Source organism: Rhodococcus sp. 06-462-5 (genome assembly GCF_002258315.1).
Classification (GTDB): domain Bacteria; phylum Actinomycetota; class Actinomycetes; order Mycobacteriales; family Mycobacteriaceae; genus Rhodococcoides.
Window position 1 is genome coordinate 1 of sequence record NZ_NOYD01000029.1, and the last position, 14,637, is coordinate 14,637.

Annotated in this window: 14 protein-coding genes and 1 riboswitch; of the genes, 12 read left to right on the forward strand and 2 right to left on the reverse strand. The window is 64.2% G+C overall.

From position 1 onward, the window contains the following. Positions 1–519: 519 nt before the first annotated feature. Entirely contained in the window at positions 520–951 is a 432-nt protein-coding gene (locus CH251_RS15280; protein WP_218828307.1) for a hypothetical protein, read from the forward strand. Between the two features lie 38 nt (positions 952–989). Here CH251_RS15280 and CH251_RS15285 read toward each other — a convergent pair whose 3' ends face one another. Continuing rightward, positions 990–1,604, reverse strand: coding sequence for a phosphotransferase (locus CH251_RS15285; RefSeq protein ID WP_094613901.1), 615 nt, complete (start codon positions 1,602–1,604; stop codon positions 990–992). A gap of 79 nt (positions 1,605–1,683) precedes the next feature. Continuing rightward, a riboswitch (SAM riboswitch) is annotated at positions 1,684–1,778 on the forward strand. A 219-nt stretch (positions 1,779–1,997) separates the two neighbouring features. On the opposite strand from CH251_RS15285, the gene CH251_RS15290 reads away from it, so the two are divergent. From CH251_RS15290 to CH251_RS15335, 10 genes are all read left to right on the forward strand, one after another. Beyond that, positions 1,998–3,611, forward strand: a complete 1,614-nt coding sequence (locus CH251_RS15290) for an ABC transporter substrate-binding protein (protein ID WP_373454955.1) — start codon at positions 1,998–2,000, stop codon at positions 3,609–3,611. 7 nt (positions 3,612–3,618) lie between these two features. After that, positions 3,619–4,599, forward strand: coding sequence for an ABC transporter permease (locus tag CH251_RS15295; RefSeq protein WP_094613903.1), 981 nt, complete (start codon positions 3,619–3,621; stop codon positions 4,597–4,599). Beyond that, positions 4,592–5,485 (forward strand): ABC transporter permease, encoded by an 894-nt coding sequence (locus CH251_RS15300; RefSeq protein WP_094613904.1) that lies wholly within the window; start codon positions 4,592–4,594, stop codon positions 5,483–5,485. The genes CH251_RS15295 and CH251_RS15300 overlap by 8 nt, the downstream gene beginning before the upstream one ends. Next, on the forward strand, positions 5,482–7,080 hold the full coding sequence (locus tag CH251_RS15305) for an ABC transporter ATP-binding protein (RefSeq protein ID WP_094613905.1): 1,599 nt from the start codon (positions 5,482–5,484) through the stop codon (positions 7,078–7,080). The genes CH251_RS15300 and CH251_RS15305 overlap by 4 nt, the downstream gene beginning before the upstream one ends. Continuing rightward, positions 7,073–8,149, forward strand: a complete 1,077-nt coding sequence (locus CH251_RS15310; RefSeq protein ID WP_094613906.1) for an LLM class flavin-dependent oxidoreductase — start codon at positions 7,073–7,075, stop codon at positions 8,147–8,149. The genes CH251_RS15305 and CH251_RS15310 overlap by 8 nt, the downstream gene beginning before the upstream one ends. After that, positions 8,146–9,501, forward strand: a complete 1,356-nt coding sequence (locus tag CH251_RS15315) for an NtaA/DmoA family FMN-dependent monooxygenase (protein WP_094613907.1) — start codon at positions 8,146–8,148, stop codon at positions 9,499–9,501. Before CH251_RS15310 ends, CH251_RS15315 begins: the two co-directional genes overlap by 4 nt. Next, positions 9,498–10,244 carry a DUF1684 domain-containing protein gene (locus tag CH251_RS15320; RefSeq protein ID WP_094613908.1) on the forward strand — a complete coding sequence of 249 codons (747 nt, stop codon included), beginning with the start codon at positions 9,498–9,500 and terminating at the stop codon, positions 10,242–10,244. Before CH251_RS15315 ends, CH251_RS15320 begins: the two co-directional genes overlap by 4 nt. Next, complete coding sequence (locus tag CH251_RS15325; protein ID WP_094613909.1) at positions 10,241–11,365, forward strand: LLM class flavin-dependent oxidoreductase; 1,125 nt, start codon at positions 10,241–10,243, stop codon at positions 11,363–11,365. Before CH251_RS15320 ends, CH251_RS15325 begins: the two co-directional genes overlap by 4 nt. A 37-nt stretch (positions 11,366–11,402) precedes the next feature. Continuing rightward, positions 11,403–12,338, forward strand: a complete 936-nt coding sequence (locus CH251_RS15330; RefSeq protein ID WP_094614070.1) for an NADP-dependent oxidoreductase — start codon at positions 11,403–11,405, stop codon at positions 12,336–12,338. A 69-nt stretch (positions 12,339–12,407) separates the two neighbouring features. Further along, the gene (locus CH251_RS15335; RefSeq protein WP_094613910.1) at positions 12,408–12,830 is read left to right on the forward strand and encodes a nuclear transport factor 2 family protein; all 423 of its coding nucleotides are present in this window, start codon (positions 12,408–12,410) and stop codon (positions 12,828–12,830) included. A gap of 216 nt (positions 12,831–13,046) precedes the next feature. Here CH251_RS15335 and CH251_RS15340 read toward each other — a convergent pair whose 3' ends face one another. Further along, a complete protein-coding gene (locus tag CH251_RS15340; protein WP_094613911.1) occupies positions 13,047–14,012 on the reverse strand; it encodes a squalene cyclase in 966 nt (321 codons plus the stop codon). Between the two features lie 98 nt (positions 14,013–14,110). On the opposite strand from CH251_RS15340, the gene CH251_RS15345 reads away from it, so the two are divergent. After that, positions 14,111–14,635 (forward strand): permease, encoded by a 525-nt coding sequence (locus tag CH251_RS15345; RefSeq protein WP_094613912.1) that lies wholly within the window; start codon positions 14,111–14,113, stop codon positions 14,633–14,635. The last annotated feature ends 2 nt before the right edge of the window (positions 14,636–14,637 follow it).

A 14,637-nucleotide genomic window follows, 5' to 3' on the forward strand; every position in this document is an offset into this window, starting at 1 on the left:
TCGGACACCTCAGGGGCGGGCGGCACCGTCTCGATGCCGTCCACCCCTGATCCGCCGTCCCCCGAAAGCATGAACAGAATCTACCGCGACCCACCGACAAACTTTCGAACAGAAGTTCCCAGGACTCAGGGGTCGCACGATGCATTGACGGTCACGGTTCCGAGTGTCGTGTTATGGCGTGGATAACCGAGCCTCGAAATTGTGACATTGTCGGTTTTGCGTAACGCCGAGTCGCGCTGTCGCTGGTCACGGCGTTCAATAGCGGGCAAGGCAGACGTAACGACCACAGCAGCGTTGCTTGTTCGGCGACAGACGCGACTGCATTGCAGCACCTCCGGAGCTCGATTCCGAGCCGGTGTCCGTTGGCTGAGTGTTGACCCAGTGGGGATGATCGACATGAACGACGCTTTTCGCTTCGCCGCTTCGTGCAGTTCACCGAGGGAACTGATCGCCCGACTTCAATTCGGAATGACGGAGTTGTGGCCCGAGGACACAGCAATACCCGTCCGCTGGCACTGCATGGCAGACCTGATCGATTCGGAGCGAGGATTGCTCGTCGAATTGGATGGAGCAGTGTCCAAACCGGTTGTGGATGCGCTCGCCGCCACAGCTGAATTGTGCAGACAATCGGCTTCCGAGCCTGTTCCCCAGTCGGATTGGAGGTTGCTCCGTCGCGCCTTGGAGTGGCTGGAGTGCAGTGGTTCGGAAGTAGACCGTGCTCTGCTTGCCGTGGGAGACGAAGTGGCACTGGTCGGTCTCGACAGCGAGGACGAGGATCTTTCCGTCGCGACCTGGTTGTGCATCGAAGCACTCGATCGGTTTGCCGCCACCGAAGACGCGCTCGGCTATTGGGTGCACCGCTTGGATGTGCACGAGTCGAAACTTGCTCAGCAGCCCACGGATTCGGACCGCCGCGGCAGCGAAACTTCCGCCTTGCCGATGGCCGTCTGAGTCGGTACGGCTCTTGCTGTTCGCTGGGAGCCGGTGGCTCAGCCGGTCGTGGAAGCAATGGGTCGTCGGCACCTGACTCGTCGGAAGTATTCCCTGTCGCATCGATCGGTATCCGGCGTCCACCCTCCGTCGAAGAAGTTGTCGTCACTGCAGAGAGGTGCGAATCGATAGGCGAAATAGGCCAGGTCGTCGATGCGTCGGCCCGGTCCGGCTTCGTCGAAATCTATCAAGGCGACGGCAGTGGAACCCTCGAAGACGATGTTGTACGGGGCTGCGTCCCAGTGGCAGATCACCTCGGGTTCGATGCCGTCGGGCAGGTGTATGGCGTGACCGTCGGGCAATCGCAGACCGACGGTGAGGTCGTGCAGCCGACGCAAGATTCGGGTAGCGCTTTCCAGCGCTTCGATGGTGCGAATGTCGGCAGGAATCGGATAGTTGCCGACAATTCCATGCCGGTACGTGAGTATTTCTCGACCCTTGTCGTCTACTCCCAAGAATCGCGGAGCGTATTGGAAACCTCTGCGCTCCAGATGGTTCAGTAGAACGTGCACCGCGGCCGAGTGGTCACCCGTTGTTCGACGCACCGTCTCGCCGACCCGATGCACGACGGTCCTGTTCCCTCCGGGCAACGGGATCTCCGTCTCGTCGTTCATGCTTCTACGGTCTCACGTGCTGGGGAATTCCTACCCCGGTTGGCAACTGCGCCGGCCCTCTCGTAGTATCGAGAACGTAGGACCATCCAGAGCGACCGAGAGACCTGGCTCTATGACGTCGCAGCAACCCCCCGACTCGTCGGGTGAGGGTGCTACCGCCGGGACCGATGGAGGAATGTACGTGAACACCCGAGTCGCCTCAGGTTTCGTCGACGGATGCCGTCGGATTCATGTCGATCTGTGCCGTCTGAACGGTTCGACCTGTCGTAGCTGACATTTCGGCACCGTACTTTTCGACACCACACCTCATCATCTGCACGAACTCCTTCCTGGGCACACATGGCTCGGACGCGGGAGTTCTCGTGCGATCGACCAGATACCGGAGACACCCACGTGTCCACTCGCCCTGTTCTTTTGGTGGCCGGAGTAATCGCCGCCACCGCCACACTGCTCGCCGGGTGCGCAGGGAGCGCCTCCACCTCGGCTGCCGACGCCGGACCACCGCAGTCCGGAGGGACGCTGCGCTACGGTCTGTCCGGCGCTCCCACCTGCTCCGACCCGGCACAGTCCGGTACCAATCAGACGATCTACGTCACCCGCCAGGTGGTCGACTCACTCACCGATCAGAATCCGGAGACCGGCGAGATCGAGCCATGGCTGGCCGAGAGCTGGGAAGTGAGTCCGGACGCAAGGTCGTTCACCTTCCAGCTGAAAGACGGTGTGACGTTCAGTGACGGCACCCCGCTCGATGCCGCTGCCGTCAAGGACAATTTCGACGCCATCACCGGCACTCTCGGTGCCGCCAAGGCGCCGCTGGCCGCCAGTTACCTGACCGGATATCAAGGTGCCACGGTCGTCGATCCGCTCACGGTCCGCATCGACTTCGCGGCACCGAATGCGCAGTTCCTGCAGGCGAGTTCGACGCCTCAGCTCGGAATTCAATCCGTCGCGACCTCGGCCCAGTCGGCCGAGTCGCGGTGCTTGGGTACCAACATCGGATCGGGACCGTTCACCTACGCGGACTACCAACAGGACCGCTCCGTCACCTTGGCCAAGCGAACCGGATACAACTGGGGCTCTGCGGTATTCGGTCACGAGGGCGAGGCGTACCTGGACCGCATCGAATTCACCATCGTGCCCGAGTCGGGTGTACGTACCGGCAGTTTGTCCTCCGACCAGCTCGACGCGGTCAGTGACGCGTTACCGCAGGACGCGCCGCAGATCGAGGCGACCGGTGGCCGGATCCTGGCGACGTCCAACCCCGGCGTTCCGTTCGGCATTCAGCCCAACGTCACTCGCGGAGCGCTGCAGGACCCCGCCGTCCGAACGGCCCTGGTGCCGGCGATCAACCGTCAGGAACTCGTCGACACAGTTCTCGGACCTGACTTCCGAACGGCGACAAGCACGTTGGCCAGTGCCACCCCGGGGTACGTCGAACTCGCCGACGTCACCTACGATCCCGAGAAGTCGAAGTCGCTCCTCGACGCAGCGGGTTGGGCTCCCGGAGCCGACGGGATCCGCGAAAAAGACGGGCAGAAGCTGAGTTTCAAGGTCATGTACTCGGCCGTGTTCGCCGGCAACCAGGCGATTCTGGAGCTGACCCAGCAGCAATTGCGCGCGGTTGGTGCCGACCTACAGCTCGAGCTGGTCTCCAATTCGGAGGCGACGGCGCGGCAGGGCACCAAGGACTACGACTCCACGTACTACAACAGCACTCGCGCCGACGGGGATATTCTGCGTACCTCGTTTGCCGTGGACGGGCGGAACCTGAACGCGCGCGGCCCGATTCCGGATCTGGATGCATCGTTGTCCGAGCAGCTCTCGACCACCGACGTGGCCGAGCGCAACGAGATCCTCGCAACCGCGCAGCAGCAGGTGCTCGACAACGGTTTGTGGATTCCCACGATCGAGCTCTCGCAGGCCGTCGGCGCGGCGTCGAAAGTACAGGATCTGAAGTTCGAGGCCTCCGCTCGCCTGCAGTTCTTCGACACCTGGCTGAGCGGGTAGTAGCGCCGTGACCCGCTACATCGGACAGCGAGTACTGCAGGCACTGGCAGTGCTGTGGGCTGCGTTCACCATCTCGTTCATCGTGCTCTTCCTCCTTCCGTCGGACCCGGTCAGTCTTGCCGTGGACTCGGCCGGATCGGGCACCCCGGCGGACGCTGCGGCCATCGCCGAACTGCAGGCTCGCTACGGCCTGGATCAGCCGGTGCTGGTGCAGTATTGGCATTCACTGGTCGGGGCCGTGCAGGGCGACTTCGGATTGTCCATTGCCACCGGCCAGTCGGTGACGACGGCCATTCTCGACGCGGTGCCCAGCACACTCGGTTTGGCGGCCACTGCCCTGGTGCTGGCGGTCGTGTTCGGATCCGCGGTGGCCTACGCCGCCACGTACACCCAGATCGCATGGCTGAAGAACCTGTTGCTCGCACTCCCACCGCTCGGGGTGGCGGTGCCGACGTTCTGGGTAGGACTGCTGCTGCTGCAACTGTTCTCGTTCCGACTGCGCTGGTTCCCCGCATTCGGCGACGCAGGCGCAGCGTCGTTGGTGCTGCCTGCGGTGACACTGGCATTGCCGACCGGTGCTGTCGTCGCTCAGGTCCTGGCTACCAGCATGGCCACCACGTGGAAGCAACCGTTTGTGGATGTGGCCCGCGCCAAGGGGGTCTCACGCCTCCGGGTGCAGACTCGACACGTTCTGCGACTGTCTTCGATCCCTGCCTTCACGATTGCCGGGGTGCTGGTGGGCACCCTGCTGGCCGGATCGGTGGTGGTCGAGACGGTGTTCTCCCGCGCCGGAGTCGGACGGTTGACCCAGACATCGGTCCTGGCCCAGGACATTCCGGTGGTGCAGGGCATCGTCGTTCTGACCTCGCTGGTCTTCGTCCTGGTCAATCTCGCAGTCGACCTGCTCTATCCGCTGATCGATCCGCGCATCGTGCGCGAATACCGGCCCGCGCGGGCCAGTGCAGAACCGGAGAAAGCTCATGTCTGACATATTGATTCGTGAACCTGCCGTTCATTCGGCAATTCCCGCGGCAGGCGAAGACGCACCGGCACCCACGCGGCACCGGGGTCCGCGAGACGTGTTGAAGCACATCTGGCTCGCTGGCTCCGTGGTCGTGCTGTTGCTGGCTCTCGGGTTCGCGTTGTTCCCGTCCGTCTTCGCCAGCGGCGACCCGCTGGTCGGTACACCGGCCGATAAACTCCAGGCACCCAGCGCGTCGCACTGGTTCGGCACCGACAACATCGGCCGTGACGTCTTCACCCGAGTGGTCCATGGTTCCGGACTGTCTCTGACGGCAACGCTGTTGGCTGTCGGTATCGCCCTGGTGGTCGGCTCGATCATCGGTCTGGTTTCGGGTGCCGTCGGCGGAATGGTCGACGCGGTGCTGATGCGAATCGTCGATGTGTTGCTGTCGATTCCGACGCTGCTGCTCTCGTTGGCACTGGTGACCGCTCTGGGCTTCGGCACTGTGAACGTCGCTATCGCCGTCGGTGTCACGCTGATTGCCAACTTCGCCAGAGTGATGCGCTCGGAAGTACTGCGGGTGCGCAGATCCCTGTACGTCGAAGCGGCCTACGCCTCGGGTGTGAGGTGGTTCGATGTGTTCCGCAGGCACATCCTCAGAAACTCGTACGGCCCCGTGATTGCCCTCGCTGCAGTCGAATTCGGTATGGCAGTTCTCGCGGTATCGGCGCTGAGCTTCCTCGGTTTCGGCGCTGCTCCGCCCACCCCGGAGTGGGGATCGCTGATCTCCGAGGGCCGCAACTTCCTGGCCACCGCCTGGTGGATGACAACATTGCCGGGATTGGTGATCGTGGCCGTCGTCGTGTCCGCGCACCGCCTCGGGCATGCACTCGAAAGGCGATCACAATGAGCCCCATTCTCGAAGTAGAGAATCTGCACGTGAACTACGGTGAGACGACCGCCGTCTCCGGCGTCGGGTTCACAGTCGACCGCGGTGAAGTGGTGGCCGTGGTCGGTGAATCGGGCTCCGGAAAGTCGACGACTGCGCACGCCCTCATCGGTCTGCTCTCGGGTTCCGGACGCATCGTGGGCGGATCGGTGACGTTCGACGGGCAACGGCTCGATACGGCGTCGGACAAGACGCTGAACCGGTTGCGCGGCCGCCACATCGGGCTCGTCCCTCAGGATCCGACCACCTCGCTGAACCCGGTGGTTCGCGTCGGCGACCAGGTTGCCGAGGTGCTGCGGGTGCACGGTCTGGCCGATCGACGCTCCGCGACGATCGAGGCGATTCGCATCCTCACCGAAGCCGGTCTGGACAACCCCGAAGTGCGGGCGCGGCAGTATCCGCAGGACCTGTCCGGTGGGCAGCGTCAGCGCGTACTGATCGGAATCGCTCTCGCGTGCCGCCCGGATCTGGTGATCGCCGACGAGCCGACCAGTGCCCTCGACGTCACTGTGCAGCGTCGAATCCTCGACCATCTCGACACCCGAATCGCCGAGACCGGTGCCGCTGTCTTGTTGATCACCCACGACTTGGGCGTGGCTGCGGACAGAGCCGATCGCCTGATCGTCATGAGCGCAGGACGGATCGTCGAATCCGGTCCCACCGCAGAGGTACTGGCGAACCCGACGCACGCGTACACACGTCAGCTGTTGGCCGCGGCACCGTCGCTGAATACGACCGTGCGACCCGCGCACACCACGGCGGCCGAGCCGATCCTGACGGTCGCCGACGTCTCGAAGCGGTTCACCATAGGCCGCGGCGTTCACCTCGATGCGGTCAGAAAAGCCACGTTGACCGTCGAACGTGGGCGGACGGTCTCCCTCGTCGGCGAGTCCGGGTCGGGCAAGTCCACGTTGGCGCGCATCGCGATCGGTCTCGAGACCGCGTCGTCGGGTTCGGTCACTTTCGACGGCAGGGACATCACCGGTCTGCGTGGCAAGGCCAGGCGTGAACTGCGGCGGCGTGTTCAGATCGTCTATCAGAACCCGTACGCCTCACTGAACCCGAAGCTGCGCGTCGGCGAGATCGTGCGAGAACCGTTGGATGCGTTCAAGATCGGTTCCTCGAGTGAGCGTTCCGAGCGCGCCAGGACGCTTCTCGATCAGGTAGCACTCACCAGCGACTACCTGGCCCGCCGGCCGGCCGAGCTCTCCGGCGGGCAGCGCCAGCGCGTTGCCATTGCCCGAGCGTTGGCTCTCGCACCGGAACTGGTGGTGCTCGACGAGCCGGTCTCGGCCCTCGACGTATCGGTGCAGGCGCAGATTCTGACGCTGCTGGGCGACCTGCAGTCCGAGCTGGGTCTGAGCTACCTCTTGATCTCGCACGATCTGGCCGTCGTTCGTCAGATCAGTGACACCGTGGCCGTCATGCAATCCGGCGTCATCGTGGAATACGGCGACACCGCAACACTGTTCGACAATCCGCAGCAGGACTACACCCGCGAGCTACTCGGGGCCATTCCCGGAAGCACGCACGAGAAAGCGAGCACCAGTGTCTGACAAGCTGTTTCTGACCGCGATCGAGCTGAGAGGCACCGGCGCACATCCTCAGGCCTGGCGTCGTCCCGATTCTCGCGTCGAAGAGGTGTTCACAGCCGGGTTCTGGATCGACCAGCTCCGGACTGCAGACCGAGCGGGTATCGATCTTGCGTTCCTGGGCGATTCGTTCGCCAGTCGGACGCTCGAGGCCGCAGCAATCGCGGCTCGGGCCGCCGCCCGCACCGACAACATCGGGCTGGTACCCACGATCACCGTCACGCACACCGAGCCGTTCCATATCTCGAAGCAGATCGCGAGCCTCGATTTCGCGTCCCACGGCCGGGCCGGTTGGCAGGTCGAGGTGAGTCCGGGAGCCGAGCAGGCAGCGCTGTTCGGCCGGAAAGCGGAGCAGGACAACGGCAGCCTGTGGCGCGAAGCGGACGAGGCAATCGAAGTCGTCACCAGGCTCTGGGACAGCTGGGAGGACGACGCGGAGATCCGCGATGTCGAATCGGGACGGTTCATCGACCGAGACAAGCTGCACTACATCGACTTCGAGGGTGAGAACTTCTCGGTCAAGGGTCCGTCGATCACTCCGAGATCTCCGCAGGGGCAGCCACTCGTCGTGATTCGCGGCGACTCCGAGGAATCCGTATCGGTGGCCGCCGCGCGTGCCGACATCGTCCGCATCGTCGCCGACACGGTCGAGGATGCGGCAACGACCGCCGCCCGTATTCGACGCGCCGTCGTCGCGGAAGGCCGTGACCCGGCCGACGTGTTCGTCCTGCTGGACGTGGAGGCCTTGGTATCCGATTCTGCCGCTGAAGAACTCGCTCAGCTCGACAACTGGGCGGGGCACGTCAGAGCCGCCGAGAGTGTGTCGCATATCGGCGACCTGGCAGGCCTTCATCTCCTGCTCGGTTCGATCGAAGCAGCCGGCCTGGACGGAGTCACCCTGGTACCGCTCGCGTTGCCGTCAGGAGTAGAGGCACTACCGGCCACGGACACCCGCAGTGGATCGACTCTGCGTGATCGTCTCGGCCTGTCGCGTCCGGTCAATCGCTACGCACTCGAAGGGAAGAGCCTGTGACGAAGAAGCAGATACATCTGGGTGCTCATTTCCCCGGCGTCAACAACACCACCGTCTGGGCCGATCCGGAATCGAAGAGCCAGATCGAGTTCGACTCGTTCGTGCACCTCGCCGAATCGGCCGAACGCGGTCTGTTCGATTTCTTCTTCCTCGCCGAAGGACTGCGACTGCGAGAGCACCGCAACAAGATTCACGATCTCGATGTGGTCGGGCGACCGGACACGCTCACCGTCCTCAATGCGCTTGCGTCGGTGACGACCAAACTCGGACTGGCTGGGACGATCAACACCACGTTCAACGAACCGTTCGAGCTCGCCAAACAATTCTCGTCGCTGGATCATCTGTCCGACGGTAGGGCGGCATGGAACATGGTGACGTCCTCGGACGCGTTCACCGGCGAGAATTTTCGGCGGGGTGGCTACCTCGATCGTGCCGACCGTTACGTGCGGGCCAACGAGATCATCGACGTCGCGCGAAAGCTCTGGGACTCCTGGCAGTCCGACGCGTTCGTCGTCGATCGCGAGCGTGGCATTTTCGGTCGCGAATCCGAGATCCGCGCAGTCTCGCATTCCGGTCCGCAATTCGATGTCCAGGGTCGCTTCACGCTGCCGCGCAGTCCGCAGGGACATCCGGTTCTGTTGCAGGCAGGCGATTCCGACGAGGGCCGCGAGTTCGGTGCGGCCAAAGCCGACGCCATCTTCACCATCCACGGCACGCTCGAGGACGGACAGAAGTTCTACTCCGACGTCAAGGGTCGGCTCGCCAAGTACGGCCGCGAGCACGACGACCTGAAGGTGCTGCCCGCCGCGACGTTCGTGCTCGGCGATTCTGCGCAGGACGCCGCCGAGAAGGCGGACCACATCCGGCATCAGCAGGTCAGCGGCAGGACGGCCATCGCATTCCTCGAGCAGGTGTGGGGACAGGACATGTCCGCGTACGACCCGGACGGGCCACTGCCCGACATCGAACCCAGCGGCGATGTGTCCATCACCCGGGGCCGTGCGCGACACGGCGACCCCAGAACCATTGCGCAGCAGTACCGCGAGCGCGCCCAGGCCGAGAACCTGAGCATTCGTGAACTGATCATCGCGATGACGACGCGGCAGCAGTTCGTCGGAACCCCCGCGCAGGTGGCCGCGGAAATCGACAGCTATGTGCAGAACAACGCCAGCGACGGGTTCATTCTCGTCCCGCATATCACCCCGGCCGGCCTCGATGAATTCGTCGACAAGGTGATACCGGAACTTCAGGACCGCGGCAGCTTTCGCACCGAATACAGGGGAACCACCTTGCGCGACCACCTCGGTCTGCGCCATCCGTACGAACAGCGAGAAGGAGTGCGAGCATCATGAGTGAATTCGAGCAGGACTGGAAGCAGTGGCATGCAGACCGCGAGGCGTCCTACGGTGATTCGCTCGGTTGGGTGTCGTTGACCGGGTTGTATTGGCTCACCGATGAATTCGAGACTGTCGCGGATCTCCCCGGCCGGTGGAAGGCCGACGCCGACTCGGTGACTGTCGAAGGGCTCGACGGCGTGACGACGCTGAATCCGGTGGAGGGTGCGCCGGGGATTCTGGTCGAGGACGGCGATCGGCGTATCGAGGTGATCCGTCGCACGGGTTCGGTCGCACTGCGGGTTCACGACCCGAAAGCTCCGACCCTGCAGTCCTACAGCGGCATCCCGGCCTACGAACCGAGCGAGAAGTTCGTTGCCACCGGGACGTTCACCTCGTACGACTCGCCGGTGACCGTCACGACCGGAGCGGTGGTGGAAGGACTCGAACATCATCACTCGGCGGTTGGCACTCTCGACTTCGAATTGGCCGGTACCGCCGCGCAGCTGATTGCGTTCGGCGGCAACGGCAACGGCAATGGTCTGAAGGTCCTGTTCACCGATGCCACGAGCGGGGTGACCACCTACCCGGCTGCGCGGATCCTGGCAGTGCCCGCTCCGGTGGACGGCACCGTCGTTCTCGATTTCAACCGCGCTTCCAACCTTCCGTGTGCATTCACCGACTACGCGACGTGCCCCGTGGCACCGGCCGAGAACAGGCTGACCGTCGCCGTCGAAGCCGGGGAGAAGAACCCGAGATGACGCGCGTTCCGTTGTCGGTTCTCGATCTGTCCCCGATCAGCGAGGGGTCGACAGTCTCGCAGGCACTGCGAAACACCGTCGATCTGGCTCGCCAGACCGAGGAGTGGGGTTACGAGCGCTACTGGGTGGCCGAGCACCACTTCGTGGCAGTCGCGAGTTCGTCACCTGCCGTGTTGATCGGTCTGATCGCCGCTGCCACCAACAGGATTCGCGTCGGATCCGCGGCTGTGCAGCTGGGGTTCACGACGGCTGCTGCCGTTGTGGAGTCCTTCGGGACGGTGGATGCGTTGTATCCGGGACGTATCGATCTGGGTGTCGGTAGGTCCGGGCAGCGGCGAGCAGCAGCCCTGGCCGGTGCACCACCGTCCGCTCCCGAGCCCGCCGTGTCTTCGGGGCCCGGCGGACTGTTCCCGGTTGCCCCCGCCGAGGCGGCACCGCGGAAGACCCCGCTGCTGGCCGCATCGTTGGCTGCGCTTCAGCAACCGCACGCTCAGGCTCCGGAATTCGTCGAGCAACTCGACGACCTCGCTGCGTTGCTCGTCGGTACCTACGAGCGCGACGGGGTGCCGTTGACGGCACGCCCGGGTGTCGGGGCCGACGTGTCGCTGTGGCTGTTCGGCAGCAGTGCCGGGCCCACGGCCCGTGAGGCCGGTGCCCGCGGTCTGCCGTTCGCGGCCAGCTACCACTTCAGCCCGGGAACGACCCTCGATGCGATCGACGAGTATCGCCGAGCGTTCGTTCCGTCGACCCGCTTGTCCGAGCCCTACGTGGCTGTCTCGGCCGATGCGGTGGTTGCGGAATCGGATTCGCAAGCCCGTGAGCTGGCTGCGTCGTTTCCACAGTGGGTGCACAGTATTCGCAGTGGTCGAGGTGCCGTCGAGTATCCGGATCCGACGAGCGTCGCCGCACTGACCGACGAGCAGTATCGGCTCGTCGCCGATCGGGTGGAGACCCAGTTCGTCGGATCCGCGGCAACGGTGTCGGACAGGCTGGAGGCGCTGCAGGAAGCGACCGGTGCGGACGAACTGGTACTCACCTCGGTCACGTACGACCATGCGGACAGGCTGCGCTCGTACGAATTGCTCGGCAAGGAGTGGGGACTGCCGCGGCTCCGAGTCTGAGCGGAACATTTGCGTCGTGGTGACCGTTGTACCGCGCATGACACGAGTTGCGGTTGCAGCGTCCTACGGTGGTCCGGAAGTCGTCGAGATCGTCGAGCAAGAGCTACCTGAGCCGTCCGAGGGCGAGGTTCTGGTCGAGGTGAAGGCGATCGGCGTCAACCCCTTCGACTTCAAGAGTTACAGCGGTGCTTTCGGCACCGACGAATCCAAGCTCCCGATCGCATTGGGCAGCGAGGCGTCGGGGATCGTCGTTGCGGTCGGCGGAGCCGTCGAGGGCCCGGTCGGCCCTGTCGCCGTCGGCGACGAGGTGATCGTGTCCGGCCGGAACGGCACGTACGCCGAGAGGATTCTGGTTCCCGCGCGATTCGTGTTCCCGAAGCCGAAAGCCTTGGACTGGATGGTTGCTGCCGGTGTGCTCGCTGTAGCTGGAACTGCTTACGACGCACTGGAATCCGTTGGCGTCAAGGGCGGTGACACTGTTCTCGTGCATGGGGCGGCAGGCGGGGTGGGGTCAGTGGTGGCACAGCTCGCGAAGGAGCGCGGTGCCACCGTCATCGGGACTGCACGCCAACAGAACCACGACGCGCTCCGTGCCTACGGTGCCGTGCCCGTCGAGTACGGCACCGGACTGATCGACCGGGTACGAGCAGCCGCCCCGAACGGTATCGACGCGGCAATCGACACGGTGGGCACCGACGAGGCCGTCGACGTATCTCTCGAATTGCTCACAGACCGAGCGAGATTGGTCACCACGGGAGCATTCGGACGGGCTTCGGCGGACGGGTTCCTCACCGTCGGCGGGCCGGCGAGCATGGAGCGGCGACGCCTCGCATCCCCGCGGCTGTTGGAGCAGGCAGGTGCAGGTGTGTTCGAGGTGACGGTTGCCAAGACCTTCCCGCTCGCCGAGGCTGCCGTGGCGCACGCTGAACTGCAATCGACGCATCCGCGCGGAAAGTTCGTCCTGATTCCCTGACGCGGGAGCTGTTCGATCCGCTCTGTGGCAGGCCGCCGCGGACGTTCTGCGATCGGTTAGCGTGGGCGCATGAACTCGGCCACGGACGACCTGGTGAAGAGCTACCTCGACGCCCTCCATCGCGCCGACCTCGATGCGATCGTGAGTCTGTTCGCGCCAGGTGCCGTTGTGCATTCGCCGTTGTACGGTCCGACTCCCGCACCCGACTTCTATCGCGCTTTGTTCATCGATACCGACAGCGCGGAGCTGACGTCGAAGGGCGTGTCAGAGGGGCACACCTCGGCAGGAACGCGGCTCGTCACGTTCTGGTTCCATTTCGACTGGCGGCTACCCTCCGGGGTGGCTGCCCCGTTCGACGTCGTCGATGTCGCCGAACTCGACGACGACGGCCGGATCACAACACTGTCGATCGTGTACGACACGGTCGACGTGCGACCAGCTTTCGAACGGGAGACCGGATCTTCTTGGAGGTCGACGGAACAGGATCGGTAGCGCCAGGCCTTCGAATCAGCGTGATTGCAACGGGTGCGCTGTTCGGGCGGCGAGCCTAGCGTCGCGTTCATGACCTGGCTCAGAAGACGACTGACGGCCATCATCGATCGTCTGGGATCACAACCTGCCTGTACCCACGCTGCCGTCGACTTCGGTGTTCGCGGCTGAACGACGTCGAATCCGGCCGAGGTGCAGTGGGGGTGGGGCGTTTTCGTGTCAGCGGTCGTATGAATCCCACCATGTCAGCACTCGGGTTCCGATCAAGGTCAGGTACTTCGAGCGTTCGCCCTCCGGCACGTCGGTCTCGAACCAGACCCGACCGGACAGGGTTCGACCCTGCAACCACGTTCCGTCGCTCTGTCGGGCGGCCCGGACGACTCCGATTGCCTCCTCCAGACGGCGATCCGGCTGCGTTCCGTCGAGCAGAGACGCGTGCCGAAAATAGTCGAGTGCGTTGAGAGCGCTGTACATCCAGCGGAACGGGTGGACGAAGCGACTCACCCAGGGTCCGACCGCCTCGCCGGTGGACAACGTGTACAACAGCTTTCGCGTCAACAGATATTCTTCACCGGTGCGTCGTGCGGCCCGCGTCTCCATCGTGGCGCGGGTGGCCCTGTCGTACTCCAGCAATCCTTTCAACGAGTTCAGCGTCGAGTGGAACGACGATCGGGTCGAACCGTCGACCCACTCGCAGTTCCATCCGCCGTCCTGCAGTTGGTGCTCGAGAAACCATTCGACGATGCCCTCGACGTCGGCACCGAGCCACAGCCCGTTGGCGAGGGTCCACGCATTGATGCAGCAGTCCACCTCGCCGCCCCAGTACGGCAGGTTCTCGTACTCCCACCGGCTGTTCTCCGCGAGCAGCTCTGCGGTGCGACGCGATTGCAGAACGGCTGGGTCGACACCCCATTCGCGCAGCGAGTTCAGCGACCAGGTGGTTGCGGTCCAGGGTTGCCCCGGTTCGGCCGAACCGTCGAAGCCGGCAGGGAAGTACGCACCACCCGCCCATTGGCCGTCCGCGTCCTGCAGCGCCAATAGCCGTGCACCGAATCCTTCGGTCGGCACTCGTGCGCGCGTTGCCTCCCATATCGCGGGGGATTCGTTCACGATGTCGCGCTCGACCTGCCAACGCAGCGCCGGATCCGAGTCGATGAGCCATTCGCGCAGGGAGTCGGCGACCATGGCCGAGGAGTCTAACGTCGTTCGTTCGCGGGCGGTCCAGCTAACGATCGGGTCTCGACTCGCGTGGGGTAGCGCTCTGCACGATCTACGATTGCGACATGACTGCCGATCCGACCACGCCCGCATCGTCGACCAGTTCGGCCAACTGGAAACGACGCGCCATCCTCGTCGGAGCGGGCATCGTGCTGCTTCTGATCGCCTACTTCATCCTCGCGGCTTTCCTGCCGCGCTGGTGGAGTCTGCGGGTCGAGGAACTGGCCGATCGCACGTTCACCAAGGGCATCTTGTGGGGACTGCTGTTCGGCATCGTCTGCACCTTCGCGCCGCTGGTGTTCTTCTGGAGCGCATGGTCGGTTCGCAAAGGCAGGGCAGGAAAGCAACTGGCGATCGGATCGGTCATCCTGGCTGTCGTCACCGCCATCCCGAACCTGTTGACACTCACCATCGTTCTCGGAACCAGCAATGCCGCTCATGCCGGCGAACGCACTCTCGACACCAGCGCACCGGGCTTCCGCGGCGCGACGGCATTGGGCGCGATCATCGCCGTGGTCCTCGTGGCTCTGCTGGTCTTCGTTGTCGTTCGCCGAAATCGTCGTCGCAGGTCCGTCGCACTGTCGCAGTAACG

Excerpts from the sequence above, each read along its gene's own strand:
- CH251_RS15280 (WP_218828307.1), top strand. The coding sequence starts at position 520 with ATGGCAGACCTGATCGATTCGGAGCGAGGATTGCTCGTCGAATTGGAT.
- CH251_RS15285 (WP_094613901.1), bottom strand. The coding sequence starts at position 1,604 with ATGAACGACGAGACGGAGATCCCGTTGCCCGGAGGGAACAGGACCGTC.
- CH251_RS15300 (WP_094613904.1), top strand. The coding sequence starts at position 4,592 with ATGTCTGACATATTGATTCGTGAACCTGCCGTTCATTCGGCAATTCCC.
- CH251_RS15305 (WP_094613905.1), top strand. The coding sequence starts at position 5,482 with ATGAGCCCCATTCTCGAAGTAGAGAATCTGCACGTGAACTACGGTGAG.
- CH251_RS15320 (WP_094613908.1), top strand. The coding sequence starts at position 9,498 with ATGAGTGAATTCGAGCAGGACTGGAAGCAGTGGCATGCAGACCGCGAG.
- CH251_RS15325 (WP_094613909.1), top strand. The coding sequence starts at position 10,241 with ATGACGCGCGTTCCGTTGTCGGTTCTCGATCTGTCCCCGATCAGCGAG.
- CH251_RS15330 (WP_094614070.1), top strand. The coding sequence starts at position 11,403 with ATGACACGAGTTGCGGTTGCAGCGTCCTACGGTGGTCCGGAAGTCGTC.
- CH251_RS15335 (WP_094613910.1), top strand. The coding sequence starts at position 12,408 with ATGAACTCGGCCACGGACGACCTGGTGAAGAGCTACCTCGACGCCCTC.
- CH251_RS15340 (WP_094613911.1), bottom strand. The coding sequence starts at position 14,012 with ATGGTCGCCGACTCCCTGCGCGAATGGCTCATCGACTCGGATCCGGCG.
- CH251_RS15345 (WP_094613912.1), top strand. The coding sequence starts at position 14,111 with ATGACTGCCGATCCGACCACGCCCGCATCGTCGACCAGTTCGGCCAAC.